This window comes from Pectobacterium cacticida (assembly GCF_036885195.1).
Classification (GTDB): domain Bacteria; phylum Pseudomonadota; class Gammaproteobacteria; order Enterobacterales; family Enterobacteriaceae; genus Pectobacterium; species Pectobacterium cacticida.
In genome coordinates, this window is record NZ_CP133656.1 from 3,363,668 (window position 1) to 3,380,895 (window position 17,228).

Annotated in this window: 16 protein-coding genes; 9 read left to right on the forward strand and 7 right to left on the reverse strand. The window is 50.1% G+C overall.

The features are described 5' to 3' along the window. Window positions 1–8: 8 nt before the first annotated feature. From mscS to tkt, 5 genes are all read right to left on the reverse strand, one after another. Window positions 9–869 carry a small-conductance mechanosensitive channel MscS gene (gene mscS / locus RFN81_RS15415; RefSeq protein WP_264496662.1) on the reverse strand — a complete coding sequence of 287 codons (861 nt, stop codon included), beginning with the start codon at window positions 867–869 and terminating at the stop codon, window positions 9–11. A gap of 133 nt (window positions 870–1,002) precedes the next feature. Then, window positions 1,003–2,079: a class II fructose-bisphosphate aldolase gene (gene fbaA / locus RFN81_RS15420; protein WP_264496663.1), complete on the reverse strand. Its 1,077-nt coding sequence runs from the start codon at window positions 2,077–2,079 to the stop codon at window positions 1,003–1,005. 121 nt (window positions 2,080–2,200) lie between these two features. After that, window positions 2,201–3,364: a phosphoglycerate kinase gene (gene pgk, locus RFN81_RS15425; RefSeq protein WP_264496664.1), complete on the reverse strand. Its 1,164-nt coding sequence runs from the start codon at window positions 3,362–3,364 to the stop codon at window positions 2,201–2,203. 72 nt (window positions 3,365–3,436) lie between these two features. Then, a complete protein-coding gene (epd, locus tag RFN81_RS15430) occupies window positions 3,437–4,453 on the reverse strand; it encodes an erythrose-4-phosphate dehydrogenase (RefSeq protein WP_264496665.1) in 1,017 nt (338 codons plus the stop codon). A gap of 303 nt (window positions 4,454–4,756) precedes the next feature. Further along, window positions 4,757–6,751, reverse strand: a complete 1,995-nt coding sequence (tkt, locus tag RFN81_RS15435; RefSeq protein WP_264496666.1) for a transketolase — start codon at window positions 6,749–6,751, stop codon at window positions 4,757–4,759. A gap of 400 nt (window positions 6,752–7,151) precedes the next feature. Here tkt and RFN81_RS15440 point away from each other — a divergent pair, with 400 nt between their 5' ends. Together RFN81_RS15440 and RFN81_RS15445 are read left to right on the forward strand one after the other, a co-directional pair. Continuing rightward, window positions 7,152–7,904 carry a M48 family metallopeptidase gene (locus RFN81_RS15440; RefSeq protein ID WP_338539432.1) on the forward strand — a complete coding sequence of 251 codons (753 nt, stop codon included), beginning with the start codon at window positions 7,152–7,154 and terminating at the stop codon, window positions 7,902–7,904. Window positions 7,905–8,575: 671 nt separating this feature from the next. Beyond that, window positions 8,576–9,115 carry a helix-turn-helix transcriptional regulator gene (locus RFN81_RS15445; protein WP_264499007.1) on the forward strand — a complete coding sequence of 180 codons (540 nt, stop codon included), beginning with the start codon at window positions 8,576–8,578 and terminating at the stop codon, window positions 9,113–9,115. A gap of 58 nt (window positions 9,116–9,173) precedes the next feature. Here RFN81_RS15445 and speA read toward each other — a convergent pair whose 3' ends face one another. Together speA and RFN81_RS15455 are read right to left on the reverse strand one after the other, a co-directional pair. Then, window positions 9,174–11,156 (reverse strand): biosynthetic arginine decarboxylase, encoded by a 1,983-nt coding sequence (gene speA / locus RFN81_RS15450; protein ID WP_264496668.1) that lies wholly within the window; start codon window positions 11,154–11,156, stop codon window positions 9,174–9,176. Then, window positions 11,149–11,295, reverse strand: coding sequence for a hypothetical protein (locus RFN81_RS15455; RefSeq protein ID WP_264496669.1), 147 nt, complete (start codon window positions 11,293–11,295; stop codon window positions 11,149–11,151). Before RFN81_RS15455 ends, speA begins: the two co-directional genes overlap by 8 nt. Before the next feature lie 359 nt (window positions 11,296–11,654). On the opposite strand from RFN81_RS15455, the gene metK reads away from it, so the two are divergent. The 7 genes from metK (at window position 11,655) to ruvX (ending at window position 17,125) form a co-directional block, all read left to right on the forward strand. Continuing rightward, window positions 11,655–12,806 (forward strand): methionine adenosyltransferase, encoded by a 1,152-nt coding sequence (gene metK, locus RFN81_RS15460; RefSeq protein WP_264496670.1) that lies wholly within the window; start codon window positions 11,655–11,657, stop codon window positions 12,804–12,806. 121 nt (window positions 12,807–12,927) lie between these two features. Continuing rightward, the gene (locus tag RFN81_RS15465) at window positions 12,928–13,440 is read left to right on the forward strand and encodes a SprT family zinc-dependent metalloprotease (protein ID WP_264496671.1); all 513 of its coding nucleotides are present in this window, start codon (window positions 12,928–12,930) and stop codon (window positions 13,438–13,440) included. Window positions 13,441–13,535: 95 nt separating this feature from the next. Beyond that, window positions 13,536–14,234 carry a deoxyribonuclease I gene (gene endA / locus RFN81_RS15470; protein WP_264496672.1) on the forward strand — a complete coding sequence of 233 codons (699 nt, stop codon included), beginning with the start codon at window positions 13,536–13,538 and terminating at the stop codon, window positions 14,232–14,234. Between the two features lie 118 nt (window positions 14,235–14,352). Continuing rightward, on the forward strand, window positions 14,353–15,087 hold the full coding sequence (gene rsmE, locus RFN81_RS15475; protein WP_334584120.1) for a 16S rRNA (uracil(1498)-N(3))-methyltransferase: 735 nt from the start codon (window positions 14,353–14,355) through the stop codon (window positions 15,085–15,087). Window positions 15,088–15,100: 13 nt separating this feature from the next. Beyond that, window positions 15,101–16,060 carry a glutathione synthase gene (gene gshB / locus RFN81_RS15480; RefSeq protein ID WP_264496674.1) on the forward strand — a complete coding sequence of 320 codons (960 nt, stop codon included), beginning with the start codon at window positions 15,101–15,103 and terminating at the stop codon, window positions 16,058–16,060. Between the two features lie 82 nt (window positions 16,061–16,142). Next, window positions 16,143–16,706, forward strand: coding sequence for a YqgE/AlgH family protein (locus tag RFN81_RS15485; protein ID WP_264496675.1), 564 nt, complete (start codon window positions 16,143–16,145; stop codon window positions 16,704–16,706). Continuing rightward, window positions 16,706–17,125 carry a Holliday junction resolvase RuvX gene (gene ruvX / locus RFN81_RS15490; protein WP_264496676.1) on the forward strand — a complete coding sequence of 140 codons (420 nt, stop codon included), beginning with the start codon at window positions 16,706–16,708 and terminating at the stop codon, window positions 17,123–17,125. Before RFN81_RS15485 ends, ruvX begins: the two co-directional genes overlap by 1 nt. Window positions 17,126–17,228: the final 103 nt, after the last annotated feature.

Consider the following 17,228-nt stretch of genomic DNA (forward strand, 5'->3'; position numbering starts at 1 on the left):
CAACACATTTATTCCGGCTGTTTTGCTACAGGCTGTACATTATGCAGGTGTACATCCATTTGCGGATAAGGAATACCAATACGGTGCTCATCCAGCACACGTTTAAAGTTTTCCAGCAGATCCCAATATACTGCCTGCGCGTTACCGTTAGTTGTCCATACCCACACGACAAAATTCAACGATGACGCCGCCATTTCATTAAGACGAATTGTCACGCCCTTGTCATGCAGGATGCGCGCATCGGCGGCAACAATATCCCCCAACAGCTTTTTCACCACGTCGATATCGGCATCATAGGCCACGCCGACAATAATTTCGGTACGGCGATCCGGTTCACGCGAACTGTTGATAATATTACCCGCAATGATCTTACCATTGGGCACAACGATGATCTTGCCATCCGCGGTTCGCAGCGTTGTCGAAAATATTTGTACCTGGGTAACTGAACCGGATACGCCCCCCAAATCCACCCATTCGCCCGTACGAAACGGTCGAAAAATCACCAGCAAAACCCCTGCAGCAAAGTTGGCCAACGACCCTTGCAATGCCAAACCTACAGCCAGGCCCGCGGCGCCCAACACGGCGATCACCGATGCCGTTTGTACCCCAATGCGACTCAATACGGCAATTAGAGTAAACGCGATAATGCCATAGCGCACCAGCGCAGAGAGGAAATCGGCCACGGTTGAATCGATAGCACGGCTAATCATCAGTTTATTGAGTGTACTGGAGACGATCCGAGCGATCACCAAACCGACGATAAGGATCACAACGGCTGCGACAATGTTTACCGCATACTGCAAAAACAAGTTCTGATGCGCTACCAGCCAGTTTCCTGCCTGATCCAAACCTGTATTAAGTTCTTCCATTTAAGAGCTCCTGTTTTTAATTATTAGCAAAGCATAGCGTCCACAACTAAAACCGCAACATGGCGGCCTCTCACCATACAAAATTAAGGCTCCCGAAGGAGCCTTAGCATCAAATATGTCTGATTTTTATTAATTACAGCACATCAACCGCATTAAGTTCTTTGAAGGCCTGTTCCAGGCGCGCCACCATGCTCGCCTGGGCTGAACGTAGCCACACACGCGGGTCATAGTATTTTTTGTTCGGCTGATCTTCGCCCTTCGGGTTTCCCAACTGGCTTTGCAGATACGCTTCGTTTGCCTGGTAATACTTCAGGATACCTTCCCATGTTGCCCACTGGGTATCGGTATCGATGTTCATTTTCACAACACCATAGCTAACAGAATCTTTGATTTCCTGAGCGCTGGAACCCGATCCCCCGTGGAAGACAAAATTCAGGCTGTTGTGCGGTAAATTATGTTTCTTAGAAACGTACTCCTGAGAATCACGCAAGATGGTCGGTGTCAGCTTCACATTACCGGGCTTGTAGACGCCATGCACATTACCAAAAGAGGCCGCGATGGTGAAACGTGGGCTGATCGCGTTCAGCTTAGTGTACGCATAATCAACATCCGCCGGTTGAGTGTACAGTGCCGAGGCGTCCATGTGGCTATTATCCACCCCATCCTCTTCACCACCGGTGCAGCCCAGTTCGATTTCCAGCGTCATATCGATTTTGGCCATACGCGCCAAATATTTAGAACAAATTTCGACGTTTTCTTCCAGAGACTCTTCAGACAGGTCAATCATGTGGGAAGAAAACAGGGGTTTACCCGTTGCCGCAAAGTGTTTTTCTCCCGCATCTAGCAGGCCATCGATCCACGGCAACAATTTTTTCGCGCAGTGGTCGGTATGCAGAATAACCGGAACGCCATAATGTTCAGCCATTTGGTGCACATGATGAGCGCCAGAAATTGCCCCCAGAATCGCGGCCTGCTGGCCTTCCGCTTTCAAACCTTTACCGGCGATAAATGCCGCGCCACCGTTAGAAAACTGAACGATGATAGGCGCACGCACTTTAGCAGCGGCTTCCAACGCCGCATTGATTGAGTCGCTGCCGACACAGTTCACTGCTGGCAGGGCGAAGTGGTTTTCTTTTGCTACTGCGAAAACTTTCTGAACGTCATCACCAGTGATGACACCGGGTTTTACGAAATCAAAAATTTTAGACATGTTACGTGTCCCGTTTCATTGGCCGTAGAGGGGTTAGAGAGATCGATGTTAAATCGACAGGCCATCTCGACACCCATATGTCAAGATGGCCACGGAAAGGGTCAGAACCCTTTATCTTAAATTATTGCTTTGCACGTTCTTCCAGCATCACCACTGCAGGCAGCTTTTTCCCTTCAACGAATTCCAGGAATGCGCCACCGCCAGTAGAAATATAGGAAATTTTGTCAGCGATACCAAACAGATCGATCGCCGCCAGCGTATCGCCGCCACCTGCGATAGAAAATGCGTCGCTATCGGCGATAGCGCGCGCGATTGTCTCGGTTCCTTTACGGAAATTGGGGAACTCAAATACGCCAACCGGACCATTCCACAGAATGGTCTTGGCATTCTTCAAAATTTCAGCCAAACGTTCAGCGGAAACATCGCCTAGATCCAGAATCTGCTCGTCATCTTTGATTGCTGTCACGGATTTCAACGTTGCGGTCGCCGTTTCAGAGAACTCAGATGCGACACGCACATCGCTCGGTACAGGAATGTCACAGGTTTCCAGCAGCTTTTTCGCTTCAGGAATCAGGTCTGCTTCATACAGGGATTTCCCAACATTGTGACCCTGTGCCGCAACGAAGGTATTAGCGATACCGCCACCGACGATCAGCTGATCGGCGATCTTAGACAAAGAATCCAGCACCGTCAGCTTGGTGGACACTTTAGACCCCCCCACGATAGCGACCATTGGCCGAGCGGGTTCCTTCAGCGCTTTACCCAAGGCTTCCAGTTCATCTGACAACAGGGGACCCGCACAGGCAATAGGGGCAAATTTACCCACACCATGCGTTGAGGCCTGCGCGCGGTGTGCCGTACCAAAGGCGTCCATCACGAACACATCGCATAGCGCAGCGTACTTCTTGGACAGGATTTCGTCGTCTTTCTTCTCACCTTTGTTAAAGCGAACGTTTTCCAATACAACCAGTTCGCCTTCAGCGACATCAACACCATCAAGATAGTCTTTTGCCAGACGCACAGGAGAAGAGAGCTTCTCTTTCAGATAGTTGACAACGGGTAGCAGGGAAAATTCTTCATTATATTCGCCTTCAGTCGGGCGTCCCAGATGGGAAGTGACCATAACGCGAGCACCTTGTTTCAAGGCGATTTCGATGGTCGGCAGAGAGGCACGGATGCGAGCATCGGACGTCACTTTCCCTTCTTTTACCGGTACGTTCAGATCCGCACGAATAAGAACACGTTTACCAGCCAGATCCAGATCGGTCATCTTAATTACAGACATGGTGAATCCTCTTGTTGATTCTCTTTTAAAGTTGCTTGAGCGAGATAGCAACCCCTGATCGCTATCATCGTACTAGAAACCGCAGGCCGCCATCGCCCGTGTTGTATCCAACATCCGGTTGGCAAAGCCCCATTCGTTATCGCACCAGACCAACATTTTAATCAGATGCTGACCACTGACCCGAGTTTGCGTACCGTCGACGATAGCGCTATGCGGATCGTGGTTAAAATCCGCTGACACGAGTGGCAATTCAGTATAATCAACTATACCACGAAACGACTCATGCGCTGATTTTTGCAATAGCCCATTAATTTCATTCACGTTTACGGCTTTTCTGACACTTACACTCAAGTCAATTGCCGTGACGTTAATCGTCGGCACCCGCACCGATATCGCCTCAAAACGATCGACAAACTGCGGGAAAATGCGGGTTATCCCCGCCGACAGTTTGGTATCTACCGGGATGATCGACTGGCTGGCAGCGCGAGTGCGCCGCAGGTCGTGATGATAAGCATCGATCACCGGTTGATCGTTCATGGATGAATGAATCGTCGTCACCGTGCCATTCTCGATGCCGAAGGCTTCATCCAACAGCTTAATCACTGGAATAATGCAGTTAGTCGTACAGGACGCATTGGAAACCATGCGGTGCCCGCGCTCCAACTGATGATGATTGACGCCAAACACCACCGTGGCATCCAGATCCGCCGCTCCGGGATGAGAAAACAACACTTTCTTCGCGCCCGCCGTCAGGTGGGCTGCGCCATCCTCCCGACTGCCATAGATACCGCTGCAATCCAGTACAACATCGATACTCAGTTCCCGCCAGGGCAATGGATGAATCTCAGCCTGATGTAATAGGCGGATACAATCATCACCGACATAAAGCCGATCGCACTCCTGACGAACATCCCATGAAAAGCGACCATGGCTGGTATCATATTTGAGCAAATGCGCCATACCTTCCGCACTCGCTAGCTCATTCACCGCCACAACGGCCAATTCAGCCCGGTGGCCTGATTCATACAACGCGCGTAACACACTGCGGCCAATACGGCCAAAACCGTTTATCGCAATACGAGTCGTCATGGCGTTCCTTGTATCATTGCGGATAACTCAGCGGATAGAATATACCCTTCTTAGACACCAGAGAACCCCCGACAAAACGCGGTCATCACAACAACTGAAACGCTTCAGCTAGAATAAACGAATTAGCGTATAAAAGAAATATTCTCGTCTGGCACACGCCAGAAGAGTGACCTGCGTCATAAAAAATGAAAAAACCGGATCTGGGAAGCGGGCAACGCGCATCGAAAGGAGAGTTAAATTCAAGTTAAAAAAAGCCGCCAGCTTGCGCTAGCGGCTTATCATATCGACGTTATGAAAGTGTAATTATTTCAGCAGCGTCTGTGCTTTTTCCACCACATTATCTACGGTGAAACCAAATTCTTCGAATAACAATTCAGCCGGAGCGGATTCACCGAAGCTTGTCATGCCGATAATCGCGCCGTTCAGGCCAACATATTTAAACCAATAGTCCGCAATACCCGCTTCAATCGCTACGCGCGCCGATACCGCTTTAGGCAGCACCGCTTCGCGGTAGGCTTCATCCTGCTTGTCGAACACATCAGTGGAAGGCATAGATACCACACGCACCTTGCGACCTGCGGCAGTGAGTTTTTCATATGCCCCAACGGCCAGTTCAACTTCAGAACCGGTTGCAATCAGGATCAACTCCGGCTGACCATCGCTGTCTTTCAGCACGTAGCCACCTTTTGCCACGTTCGCCAATTGTTCGGCGGTACGCGTCTGCTGAGCCAGGTTCTGACGCGACAGGATCAATGATGTCGGTCCATCCTGACGTTCAATCGCGTATTTCCATGCGACGGCGGTTTCCACCTGATCGGCCGGACGCCAGTTGCTCATGTTCGGCGTCATGCGCAGGCTTGCCAATTGCTCAACCGGTTGGTGTGTCGGACCATCTTCGCCCAAACCGATGGAATCATGGGTATAGACATAGATGCTGCGAATTTTCATCAACGCCGCCATACGCACGGCGTTACGCGCATATTCCACAAACATCAGGAAGGTCGCAGTGTAAGGAATAAAACCGCCGTGTAACGCAATCCCATTGGCAATCGCCGTCATACCGAACTCGCGCACGCCGTAGTGGATATAATTGCCTGCGTGATCTTTATCCAACGAGACCGAACCGGACCAAATGGTTAGATTGCTTGGCGCCAGATCGGCAGATCCCCCCAGGAATTCCGGCAGCAGTTTGCCATAGGCTTCTAACGCATTCTGTGACGCTTTGCGGCTGGCGATTTTTGCCGGATTGGCTTGCAATCCCTCGATGAATTGCTGTGCATCCGCCTGCCAGTTCACTGGCAATTCGCCCGTCGTGCGGCGTTTGAATTCAGCAGCCAGTTCAGGATACGCGCTGGCATAAGCGGCAAACGCGTCATTCCACGCAGCTTCCTTACGTTGCCCAGCCGGTTTCGCATCCCAGGCGGCATAAATATCCGCCGGGATCTCAAACGGTGCGTGCGTCCAGCCCAGTTGTTCGCGGGAAGCCGCGACTTCCGCCTCACCCAACGGCGCACCATGGGAGTCATGCGTACCCGCCTTATTTGGCGAACCAAAACCAATTACGGTTTTACACATTAACAGCGATGGTTTGTCGGTTACGCGTTGTGCCTCGTCGATAGCGCGTTTAATCGCGTCCGCATCATGACCGTCCACACCGCGTACTACGTGCCAGCCGTATGCTTCAAAGCGCGCTGCGGTATCGTCGGTAAACCAGCCTTCCACGTGACCATCAATGGAGATGCCATTGTCGTCATAAAACGCGATCAGCTTACCAAGCTTCATGGTTCCTGCCAGTGAGCAGACTTCGTGGGAAATCCCTTCCATCATGCAGCCATCGCCCAGGAATGCGTAGGTGTGGTGATCGACAATGTCGTGCCCCGGACGGTTGAACTGCGCCGCCAGCGTGCGCTCGGCAATCGCCATCCCAACCGCGTTGGCTATCCCCTGCCCCAACGGGCCCGTCGTCGTTTCCACACCCACGGTATAGCCGTACTCAGGATGACCCGGTGTTTTAGAATGTAGTTGACGGAAGTTTTTCAGTTCTTCAATCGGCAGATCGTAGCCGGAGAGATGCAACAGGCTGTAAATCAGCATGGAAGCATGGCCGTTGGACAGTACGAAGCGGTCGCGGTTGACCCAATTCGGGTTGGCTGGGTTATGGTTGAGGTAATCGCGCCACAGTACTTCGGCGATATCGGCCATGCCCATCGGTGCGCCTGGGTGGCCGGATTTGGCTTTCTGCACGCCATCCATACTTAACGCACGGATAGCATTGGCAAGTTCTTTACGAGAGGACATGCTTGACTCCAGATCGGATTGAACGAATGCCTTTCCTGAAAAACAAATAAAATCAATAAGTTAAACAGAAATGACAAAATAATTATGCTTACAAATGTACATGAAAAATGCGGTGAATGCACATGGAACCGTGAGCAAATAAGAGGGATTTGTTGACTAACAAATCGAGGTGATTGTATCCAATTATGCCGCCGATAGCGTTACGCCATACTGTCTGACAAATTCACCTTCACGGTTTTTCACCTTTCGCAGTACTGTCGCAACGGAATACTTTATCGACAACAATCAAAAAAGCATAGATTTGCGCTTTCGAGCTATTCCTTTATGTTCTTTTCGGGTAATTTACCGCTGCTTTTAAATTGTATCAAAAAACAAACACAATCGTAGGGAGATGATTTTTATGGCAATTCGTTATTCTGTTCTGGCGCTCTGTGCCGCCGCCATGCTGACTGGCTGTCAGAATTTAAACACCAATGCCTTAATGCAATCCGGCGCCCAAGCGTTTCAGGCGGCAACGCTCAGCGATGCGCAGGTTAAAACCCTCAGCGATCAATCCTGTGAGCAAATGGATAAAGAGGCGACTATTGCCCCAGCCGATAGTAAATACACCAAGCGTCTGAATAAGATCGCCGATGCGCTGGGCCACGATATCAATGGTACGCCAGCAAATTACAAAGTTTATCTGGAAAAAGAAGTTAACGCGTGGGCTATGGCCAACGGTTGTATCCGGGTATACAGCGGGCTGATGGACATGATGAATGACAATGAGGTGGAAGGCGTTCTCGGCCACGAAATGGGTCACGTTGCGCTTGGACATACTCGTAAGGCGATGCAGGTTGCCTACGCAACGACCGCCGCGCGGACCGCTATCGCTTCTGCCGGCGGTGTTGCACAGTCCCTGTCACAATCTCAGTTAGCCGATCTGGGAGAAGCACTGGTTAATTCACAATTTTCGCAAACCCAAGAATCGCAGGCCGATGACTACTCTTTCGATTTATTGAAGAAACGCGGTATTAACCTGGAAGGTCTGGCAACCAGTTTTGAGAAACTCGCCAAGTTAGATGCCGGTCGCGAAAGCAGTCTGTTTGATTCCCACCCGTCATCGGAAGGGCGCGCCAAACACATTCGTGAACGCATCGCCGCCGAAAAATAACGTTGTTAGTTGACAACGAATAACGCATACATCTAGCGGGATAGCGAAAAAGCGCGACTACCCGCTAGCCATTCCTCCACTCTCATCTTGTTATACTTTTTCACGTTAAACTAGCGTGTTACAGTTACCTTTGATTACGTTATCCATCACCATGACGATAGGATTTAATAATTAATAGATAATAAAAAGATAGTTTTTTTCAATTTAAATACCATAACGTTCTTTTTTTAAGAAACATTACCCAACGGGTTTCCAGACACCAGAAAGCAACGGTGATAAATTTAGCACAAGGCGATGAAATAAAGCGTCATGGTTAGTTCAGCGCAAAGATGGAGGAGTCTTGGGTAACCCTCTGTATTTAAAGATAGAAATAAACTCATAAATCAAGCATACTATGATAAATCCGTAAAAAAAATCCTGCTTGATCATAGAGATAGATGATAATACCTGTTGTCGTTCACACAGATTTCTTTATTGGCCTCATGTTTTAGCGATTGAAAAGCATGTCTCGATCGCGATTTATAATAACCGGACACTATCAGCAGCGATTATTGAGCTGTGGCCACTTTCAGACGATAAACTCATATGTGTTAAAAATCATGGATGTGAGAATTTTCAGCAAATGCAATTTTACCACAGTAGGATTACGGGAAATCCTATCCGAGATCCCTATGCTCTCGATAAAACCCGTTAATCGGTTTACGCTGCAACAAGGAAAGAAAAAATGTATATTTATCATTGATGGAAGTAGCGAGGGCTTTGAGGAGTACTTCGAATCAATAAGAACGCACTTTTTTAATATGGCGGCATCGTTCGTTATCATCAATAACTCGCCTAATCATCCTCCAGTGTGTATTGATGAAAAAACGCTTCTTATCTCAAAGTCAGCGGCCATCGATTCCTTTTATACATTATTGGATTCCATCCACCGCCACGATCGCCGTTTATTCACGCCTGTCAGGCTATCTAAGTCCGAATATGCCGTATTCCAGTATTGGTGCTCAGGTTACTCGGCCGATACCATCGCCGATCTTATCGGGTTAAATAAGAAATCAGTACTAAACAGCAAATCACGATTACTGAATAAATATGGTGTCCAGGATAAAAACTCTTTACTGCTCATTGCTAAAATTATCTTCAAGGACAGCGTTATCGACGGATTCGAATCCCGTTCCAACTCAGCAATCGCTATGAGTCGCTCACATTTCTGATAGATCGGCAAAAGAAAGGGATGCACATTGGCATCCCTTTTTACTCAATACGACGCCGTTATTCCTCATCTTCCAGATAGGTATAGCCGTATAATCCGGTTTCAAATTCTTCCATAAACTGCGCCTGAAGTTCAGCATCCAGATCGGTCGCATTGACCTGATCGCGGAACCGAGTCATTAACACTTTAGGATCCAGCTGAACATATTCCAGCATTTCGGCAACCGTATTGCCTTCATCGGATTCTTCAGTCTCAACGGTGCCATCCTGGAAAACAAACACATCTACGGTTGATGTATCCCCGAACAGATTATGCATGTTCCCCAGGATTTCCTGGTAAGCGCCGATCATAAAAAAGCCCAAAAGTGGCGGATTCTCTGGATCGTAAGGCGGCATCGGCATTGTCGTTGCGATCCCGTCGCCATCCACATAATGATCGATCGTTCCGTCGGAATCACAAGTAATATCCAGTAGTACCGCACGGCGCTCTGGCGGTTTATCCAGGCCTTCCAACGGCAACACCGGGAACAGTTGATCAATCCCCCAGGCATCCGGCATGGATTGGAACAGCGAAAAGTTCACATACAGCTTGTCGGCCATGCGCTCCTGCAATTCATCAATCACCGGACGGTGTGCTCGGTTACTCGGATCTAGCTGAGCTTGAATCATCTGACAGATACTCAGATAAAGCTGCTCCGCTTTCGCACGATCCGTCAGATCTAACATACCGTGTGTGTATTGCGTATGCACGTCGTGCAAGTCCATCTGACTATCATGCAGCCACTCACGTAGCGAACGACGTTTACCCGGCTGCTTGATTTCCTGCCAGGTTGACCACAAACTCTCAAGCGCCCGCGGCGCCCCCGCTTCCGGCTCAGTCGGATCACTGAACTCGTTGCGTTCAACACCGATAATATTGGAGACCAACACGGTATGATGCGCGGTCACCGCCCGCCCAGACTCGGTAATTACCGTCGGATGCGGCAAACCATTCTCGTTACAGGCGTCGCCAATCCCCCAAATCACGTTGTTCGCGTACTCATTCAGGCCATAGTTAACCGAACAATCAGATTGAGAGCGGGTTCCTTCATAATCCACGCCCAAACCGCCACCAACATCAAAGCATTGGATATTCACACCCAGCTTGTGTAGTTCGACGTAAAAGCGCGCGGATTCACGCACGCCCGTCGCGATATCGCGAATATTAGCCAGTTGCGAACCCAGATGAAAATGCAGTAATTGCAGGCTATCCAGTCGCCCCGCATCACGCAGCATCTCCACCAGTTGCAACACCTGAACCGCCGCCAGCCCGAACTTGGATTTTTCTCCGCCGCTGGATTGCCACTTGCCAGACCCCTGAGAAGCCAGGCGAGCGCGTACGCCGAGGCGCGGCACTACATTTAAACGCTCAGCTTCTTCCAGCACCAGCCGGATTTCAGACATTTTCTCGATGACGAGGTAGACTTTATGACCCAACTTTTCGCCAATAAGCGCCAGACGAATATACTCGCGATCTTTGTAGCCATTACACACGATCACGGTGCGTGTCATGCCCGCATGACCTAATACCGCCATTAATTCGGCCTTTGAACCCGCTTCCAGGCCTAATGGTTCGCCGGAATTAACCAGTGATTCAATGACGCGGCGATGTTGGTTAACCTTGATTGGGTAGACCAGAAAATAGCCGCCTTCATAGCCAAACGATTCGCGCGCCTGTTTAAACGCCGCATTAATGGAACGCAAGCGATGCTGAAGGATTTGCGGAAAGCAGAACAGAGCAGGCAACCGTTGATGGTTCTCTTTCTGCATCTTTTTAACTAGCCTGGCCAGATCGACACGCGCGGTCGGGACATCGGGATCCGGGCACACGCTAATGTGCCCAAGCTCGTTGACGTCGTAATAATTATTCCCCCACCAGGCAATATTGTATGTACGAAGCATTTCGCTGGCATTCCGGTTATTCATGGCAACCTCTTGCATTGAGCGCAAATTTTCATGTTTACCCGTCGCTGACGCGCCGTGATGGATCATGTCGTCAGACATAACGAACCTCTTCCTTTTCTAGACCGCTGGAAATATCAATACCCGAACAGATTGCCCAAACGAGTACACCGGTAACATACGGCGTTGACAGTGAAAAAATCGGCATAACGAAGGATGCCGCCACTTTATTACTCTTCATAGTGTAAAACACGTTGTCACGCTCCGTGTTACAGGTCGATAACACTGGTAATGAAAACCACTGGCAGACGTCACTCAGAATGCCATGCGTCTTTAGCGAAATAGACAACCAGCAGGTTAACCCGCACTGGAATCCTCTGTCGAATTTAACGACATATCGTCGGGAACGAAAATTGCCGCCAGTCATCATTCTTGTAAAAGAAAAATACTCAACGGCAAAAGGACGTTGGGACGCTAATGCGAAAAACTACTGGCACAGAGAGTAAAAGGTGACCTAGAATAGCCATCCAGATGTTAATCCATCTATACTGATTAACTGATACACCGCTTAACGGCTTTGATTTTAAGGTAAAGAAACTCATGGCTAAACATCTTTTTACATCCGAGTCAGTCTCTGAAGGGCATCCTGATAAGATTGCTGACCAGATTTCTGATGCAGTTCTCGACGCCATTCTGGCGCAAGATCCCAAAGCGCGTGTCGCTTGTGAGACTTATGTAAAGACCGGAATGGTGTTAGTGGGTGGTGAAATTACTACCAGCGCCTGGGTCGATATTGAAGAAATTACCCGTCGTACCGTGCGCAATATCGGTTACGTTAATTCTGAAATGGGTTTTGACGCCAACTCTTGCGCCGTACTGAGTGCGATTGGCAAGCAGTCCCCTGACATCAACCAGGGCGTTGACCGCCACGATCCGCTGGAGCAAGGCGCTGGCGATCAGGGCTTAATGTTCGGTTATGCGACCAATGAAACTGATGTACTGATGCCCGCGCCGGTGACCTACGCCCATCGACTGGTTCAACGTCAGTCTGAAGTCCGTAAAAATGGTGCGCTACCGTGGCTGCGCCCGGATGCCAAAAGCCAGGTTACCTTCCTGTACGACAATGGCAAGATTGCCGGTATTGATGCAGTAGTATTATCTACCCAGCATTCAGAAGATATCAGCCAAAAAGATCTGCATGAAGCGGTGATGGAAGAGATCATTAAACCCGTCCTGCCTACAGAATGGCTGTCTGCCAATACCAAATACTTCATCAACCCGACCGGACGCTTTGTTATCGGCGGCCCAATGGGCGACTGCGGTTTAACCGGACGTAAAATCATCGTTGATACTTACGGCGGCGCGGCGCGTCACGGCGGCGGGGCATTTTCTGGTAAAGATCCCTCAAAAGTTGACCGTTCTGCCGCCTATGCCGCACGCTATGTTGCTAAGAATATCGTTGCCGCCGGCCTGGCCGATCGCTGCGAAATTCAGGTGTCCTATGCTATCGGCGTAGCGGAACCTACCTCCATCATGATCGAAACTTTTGGCACAGAGAAAGTCCCTACCGAGCAACTGACGCTACTGGTACGTGAATTCTTCGATCTACGGCCTTATGGGTTAATCCAAATGCTGGATTTGCTGCATCCGATTTATCAGGAAACGGCCGCTTATGGCCACTTTGGCCGCGAACATTTCCCATGGGAAAAAACGGACAAAGCGGCACCGCTGCGTGAGGCGGCGGGCCTGTAATCGGGCGCTCCACTCAACATGTTACGGCGAATGTTTATTCGCCGTCTTTCATTACGGTTTCTCTCCTTATCTCCTGAAGCCTCTATTGCGTCTCCCTGCTACTCAATTTATGCTGACAGGCATGAACACATCCCGAATTCCTATTGCCAACCATCAGGCTGTGATGCGCTGTCTACGTGCTAAATTGCAGCAAGCGAATCTCGTTTTGCAAACGAATTACCCAGAACCAACCATCAATTACCAGCAACGAGGTTCGATCGCAGGTACGGCCTGGCTGCAACAGTGGGAAATTCGACTGAACCCTGTTTTATTGCAGGAAAATCAGCAAGCGTTTATCGATGAAGTCGTCCCGCATGAACTCGCCCATTTACTGGTTTTCGCCCGTTTCGGCCGCGTCGCGCCTCATGGTAAGGAGTGGCGTTGGATGATGGAAAACGTTCTGGAGGTTGCTGCAAAGCGTACGCATCGTTTTGCAATACAGTCTGTACAGGGGAAAACCTTCATTTACCGTTGTGATTGCCAACAACATGAACTGACGATTCGCCGACACAATCGGGTACAGCGAGGAGAAACAGAATATCGTTGCCGCCGTTGTGGAAAAATTTTACGCCTCGATGTAACAAGTTCTGTTTAAAAGAAAATTTTCAGTTTTAAAAACTATTTTTACATTTGCCTGCCAACAAGACATCCGGTAGTCTGCCAACTTTATCGTCGTGGATGATTTGGAACATGCTACGCAAAATTTTCGCTATCGCCGCACTTAGCACGGCGTTATTTTCGGCTAACGCACTCAGCCAGAATATTAATAACTTCTCACAGGCAAAAGCCGCCGCCGTTAACATTAACCGGGACGCACCGGGATCTTTTTACTGCGGCTGCAAGGTGACATGGCAAGGTAAAAAGGGCACGCCCGATCTTGCTTCCTGCGGCTATCAGGTCAGGAAAAATGCACAGCGCGCTAGCCGTATCGAGTGGGAACACGTCGTACCGGCCTGGCAGTTTGGTCACCAACGCCAGTGCTGGCAGGAAGGCGGTAGGAAAAACTGTAGCCGAGACCCGGTCTATCGTGAGATGGAAACCGATTTGCATAACCTGCAACCCGCTATCGGCGAGGTCAACGGCGATCGCGGCAATGCCATGTATGGACAGTGGAACGGTGGCGCATCTCGATATGGCCAATGTGAGATGAAAGTCGATTTCAAAAATAATCTGGCGGAACCGCCCGCCCGCGCACGCGGTCAGATCGCCCGTACCTACTTCTACATGCGTGACCGCTATCAGTTACGTCTTTCCAGACAGCAAACGCAGTTATTCGAAGCCTGGGATAAACAGTATCCGGTCACGCAGTGGGAATGCACTCGCAATCAGCGTATCGCCGCCAAACAGGGAAACTCGAATCCCTACGTTCAACGGGCTTGTCAGCGCTAGCCCGTCTACCTACTATAGCGACACGGTTAACCATAAAACCGCCGCCAGATGACGGTGGTTTGTGGTTATTTCCGGCGTTCCTATGCCGCTTCATTTCATTCAAGGGTTTTAATTCAGCATGCGAATACCACGCATTTTTCATCCCGACACGCTCCCGCTGAAGGGGGGGGAAGTCGAACTGAGCGAAGATGCCGCCAACCATGTTGGCCGTGTATTACGCATGAATACGGGCCAGCCATTGCAACTGTTTGATGGCAGCAACCATGTCTTCGATGCCGTAATCACGGCGGCGGATAAAAAGCGGGTACGCGTTCGCTTCGCAGCCGGTAGGTTGGAAGATAAAGAATCGCCTTTACATTTACATTTGGGACAGGTGATGTCGCGCGGCGAAAAAATGGAGTTTACCATTCAGAAATCCATTGAACTGGGCGTCAATGTCATTACACCGCTCCTGTCTGAACGCTGCGGCGTAAAATTGGATCCTGAGCGGCTGGACAAAAAAATTGCCCAGTGGCGGAAGATAGCAATCGCCGCCTGTGAGCAGTCTGGCCGTAACCGTGTGCCGCTCATACGCCCCGTCATGACGGTGGATGCCTGGTGCTCAGAACAAGACAACGCATTGAAACTAAACCTGCATCCACGCGCGACCCAGCGTATCAATACCCTGCCGCTGCCGGTCGATCGCGTCAGGCTACTTATCGGCCCGGAAGGCGGGCTCACCGCCGATGAAATTACCATGACCTCAGATCATGGATTCACTGATATCCTGTTGGGGCCACGCGTCCTGCGCACAGAAACCACTGCACTTACCGCCATAACCGCCTTACAGGTACGTTTCGGCGATTTGGGGTAAAAGGAGAAAAAGAATGATCAAGCTCGGTATCGTGATGGATCCGATAGACACCATCAATATTAAAAAAGACACCAGTTTCGCCATGTTGTTGGAAGCACAGCGGCGTGGCTGGGAACTGTACTATATGGAGATGAACGATCTCTATATGCAGGCTGGTATCGCGCGCGCCACAACGCGCCGCCTGAACGTCCAATACGATTACGATGGCTGGTACGATTTCGCCGAAGAGCAGGACATCGCGTTGGAGGAATTAGATGTGGTGCTAATGCGTAAAGATCCGCCGTTCGATACGGAATTTATTTACGCTACCTATATGCTGGAACGCGCAGAAGAGAAAGGCACGCTAATCGTCAACAAACCGCAAAGCCTGCGTGATTGCAATGAGAAACTGTTTACCGCCTGGTTTGCGCATCTGACGCCGGATACGCTTGTCACGCGTCGCGCCGATAAACTGCGTCAGTTCCACGCCAAGCATGGCGACGTCATTCTCAAACCGCTGGATGGCATGGGCGGCGCTTCTATTTTCCGTTTAAAGCAGGATGATGCTAACGTTTCAGTCATCATCGAGACGCTGACCGAGCACGCCACGCGCTACTGCATGGCACAAAACTACCTGCCTGCAATTAAAGATGGCGACAAACGCGTATTAGTGGTCGATGGTGAGCCCGTGCCTTACTGTCTGGCGCGTATCCCGAAAAATGGTGAGACACGCGGCAATCTGGCCGCTGGCGGACGTGGCGAAGCTCGCCCGCTGTCCGAAAGCGATTGGAAAATTGCCCGCGACGTGGCACCAACGTTAAAAGCCAAGGGCCTGATTTTTGTTGGTCTGGACATCATTGGCGACCGACTGACAGAAATTAACGTGACCAGCCCGACCTGTGTACGTGAAATCGAGGCGGCTTACCCTGACGTTTCCATCACTGGTATGCTGATGAACGCCATTGAAAAACGACTGGCAGCACGCTCTCGCTAAGACTCAAGGCAATAAATTTGCCGCCTGGCCCGGTAGCTCGGGCCGCCTTTCTAACGCTGACGGATATCAATAAAAATACACAATGAATTTACAGCATCATTTCCTCATTGCTATACCAGCACTACAGGACTCTGTCTTTAAACGTTCGGTGGTTTATATCTGCGAACATAATGAAGACGGGGCGATGGGACTGATCATCAATAAGCCTATGGATCAGTTTTCCGTGGAAAATGTGCTGGAAAAGCTAAAAATAGATCCCACGCCGCGTGACCCGGATATTCGATTGGATAAACCAGTCTTTATGGGAGGTCCTTTGGCCAACGATCGGGGGTTTATCCTGCACACCCCCTGCCCCGGTTTTGGTTCCAGTATTAGTATTTCTGAGGAGACTATGATCACCACGTCAAAAGACGTATTGGAAACGTTAGGGACGCCACAGCAGCCGAAAAATACGCTGGTAGCGTTAGGTTATTCCGCCTGGGAAAATGGTCAATTAGAAGAAGAACTGTTAGAAAATGCTTGGTTAACTACGCCAGCCGATAAGGATATTCTGTTTCACACGCCTATCCCGGAGCGCTGGCGCGCGGCGGCAAGAAAACTCGGTGTTGATATTCACAATATTTCCACTGAAGCAGGACATGCCTGATGGCCGGCAGAACCCTTCTAGCATTTGATTATGGGACGAAAAGCATCGGCGTCGCCATCGGTCAAGAGATCACCAGAACGGCACGCGCATTGACCGCGTTTAAGGCCCAGGATGGCATACCCGACTGGCAAAAAGTAGAGAAGCTATTGGCGGAATGGCAGCCTGATCTGGTGGTCGTCGGCCTGCCGCTCAACATGGATGGTACTGAGCAACCGATAACAGCACGAGCGCGGAAATTTGCTAATCGATTGCATGGGCGTTTCGGCGTCGCGATTGCATTGCACGATGAGCGGTTAAGCACCGTTGAAGCTCGTGCCGATCTTTTCGCGCACGGCGGCTTTAGCGCGTTGGACAAGGGAAGCGTAGACGCCGCCTCTGCGGTTGTTATTCTAGAAAGCTGGTTCAATGCTCAGCGTTAAAATGCAGAGGGCGCTTTAAGAAAGTTCCACCACGCGCGGTGGGTCACAAAAAGCAAGCGGAATCACGCTTAAAGGTCATTCCGCGCAAAATGGAAATCCCGTG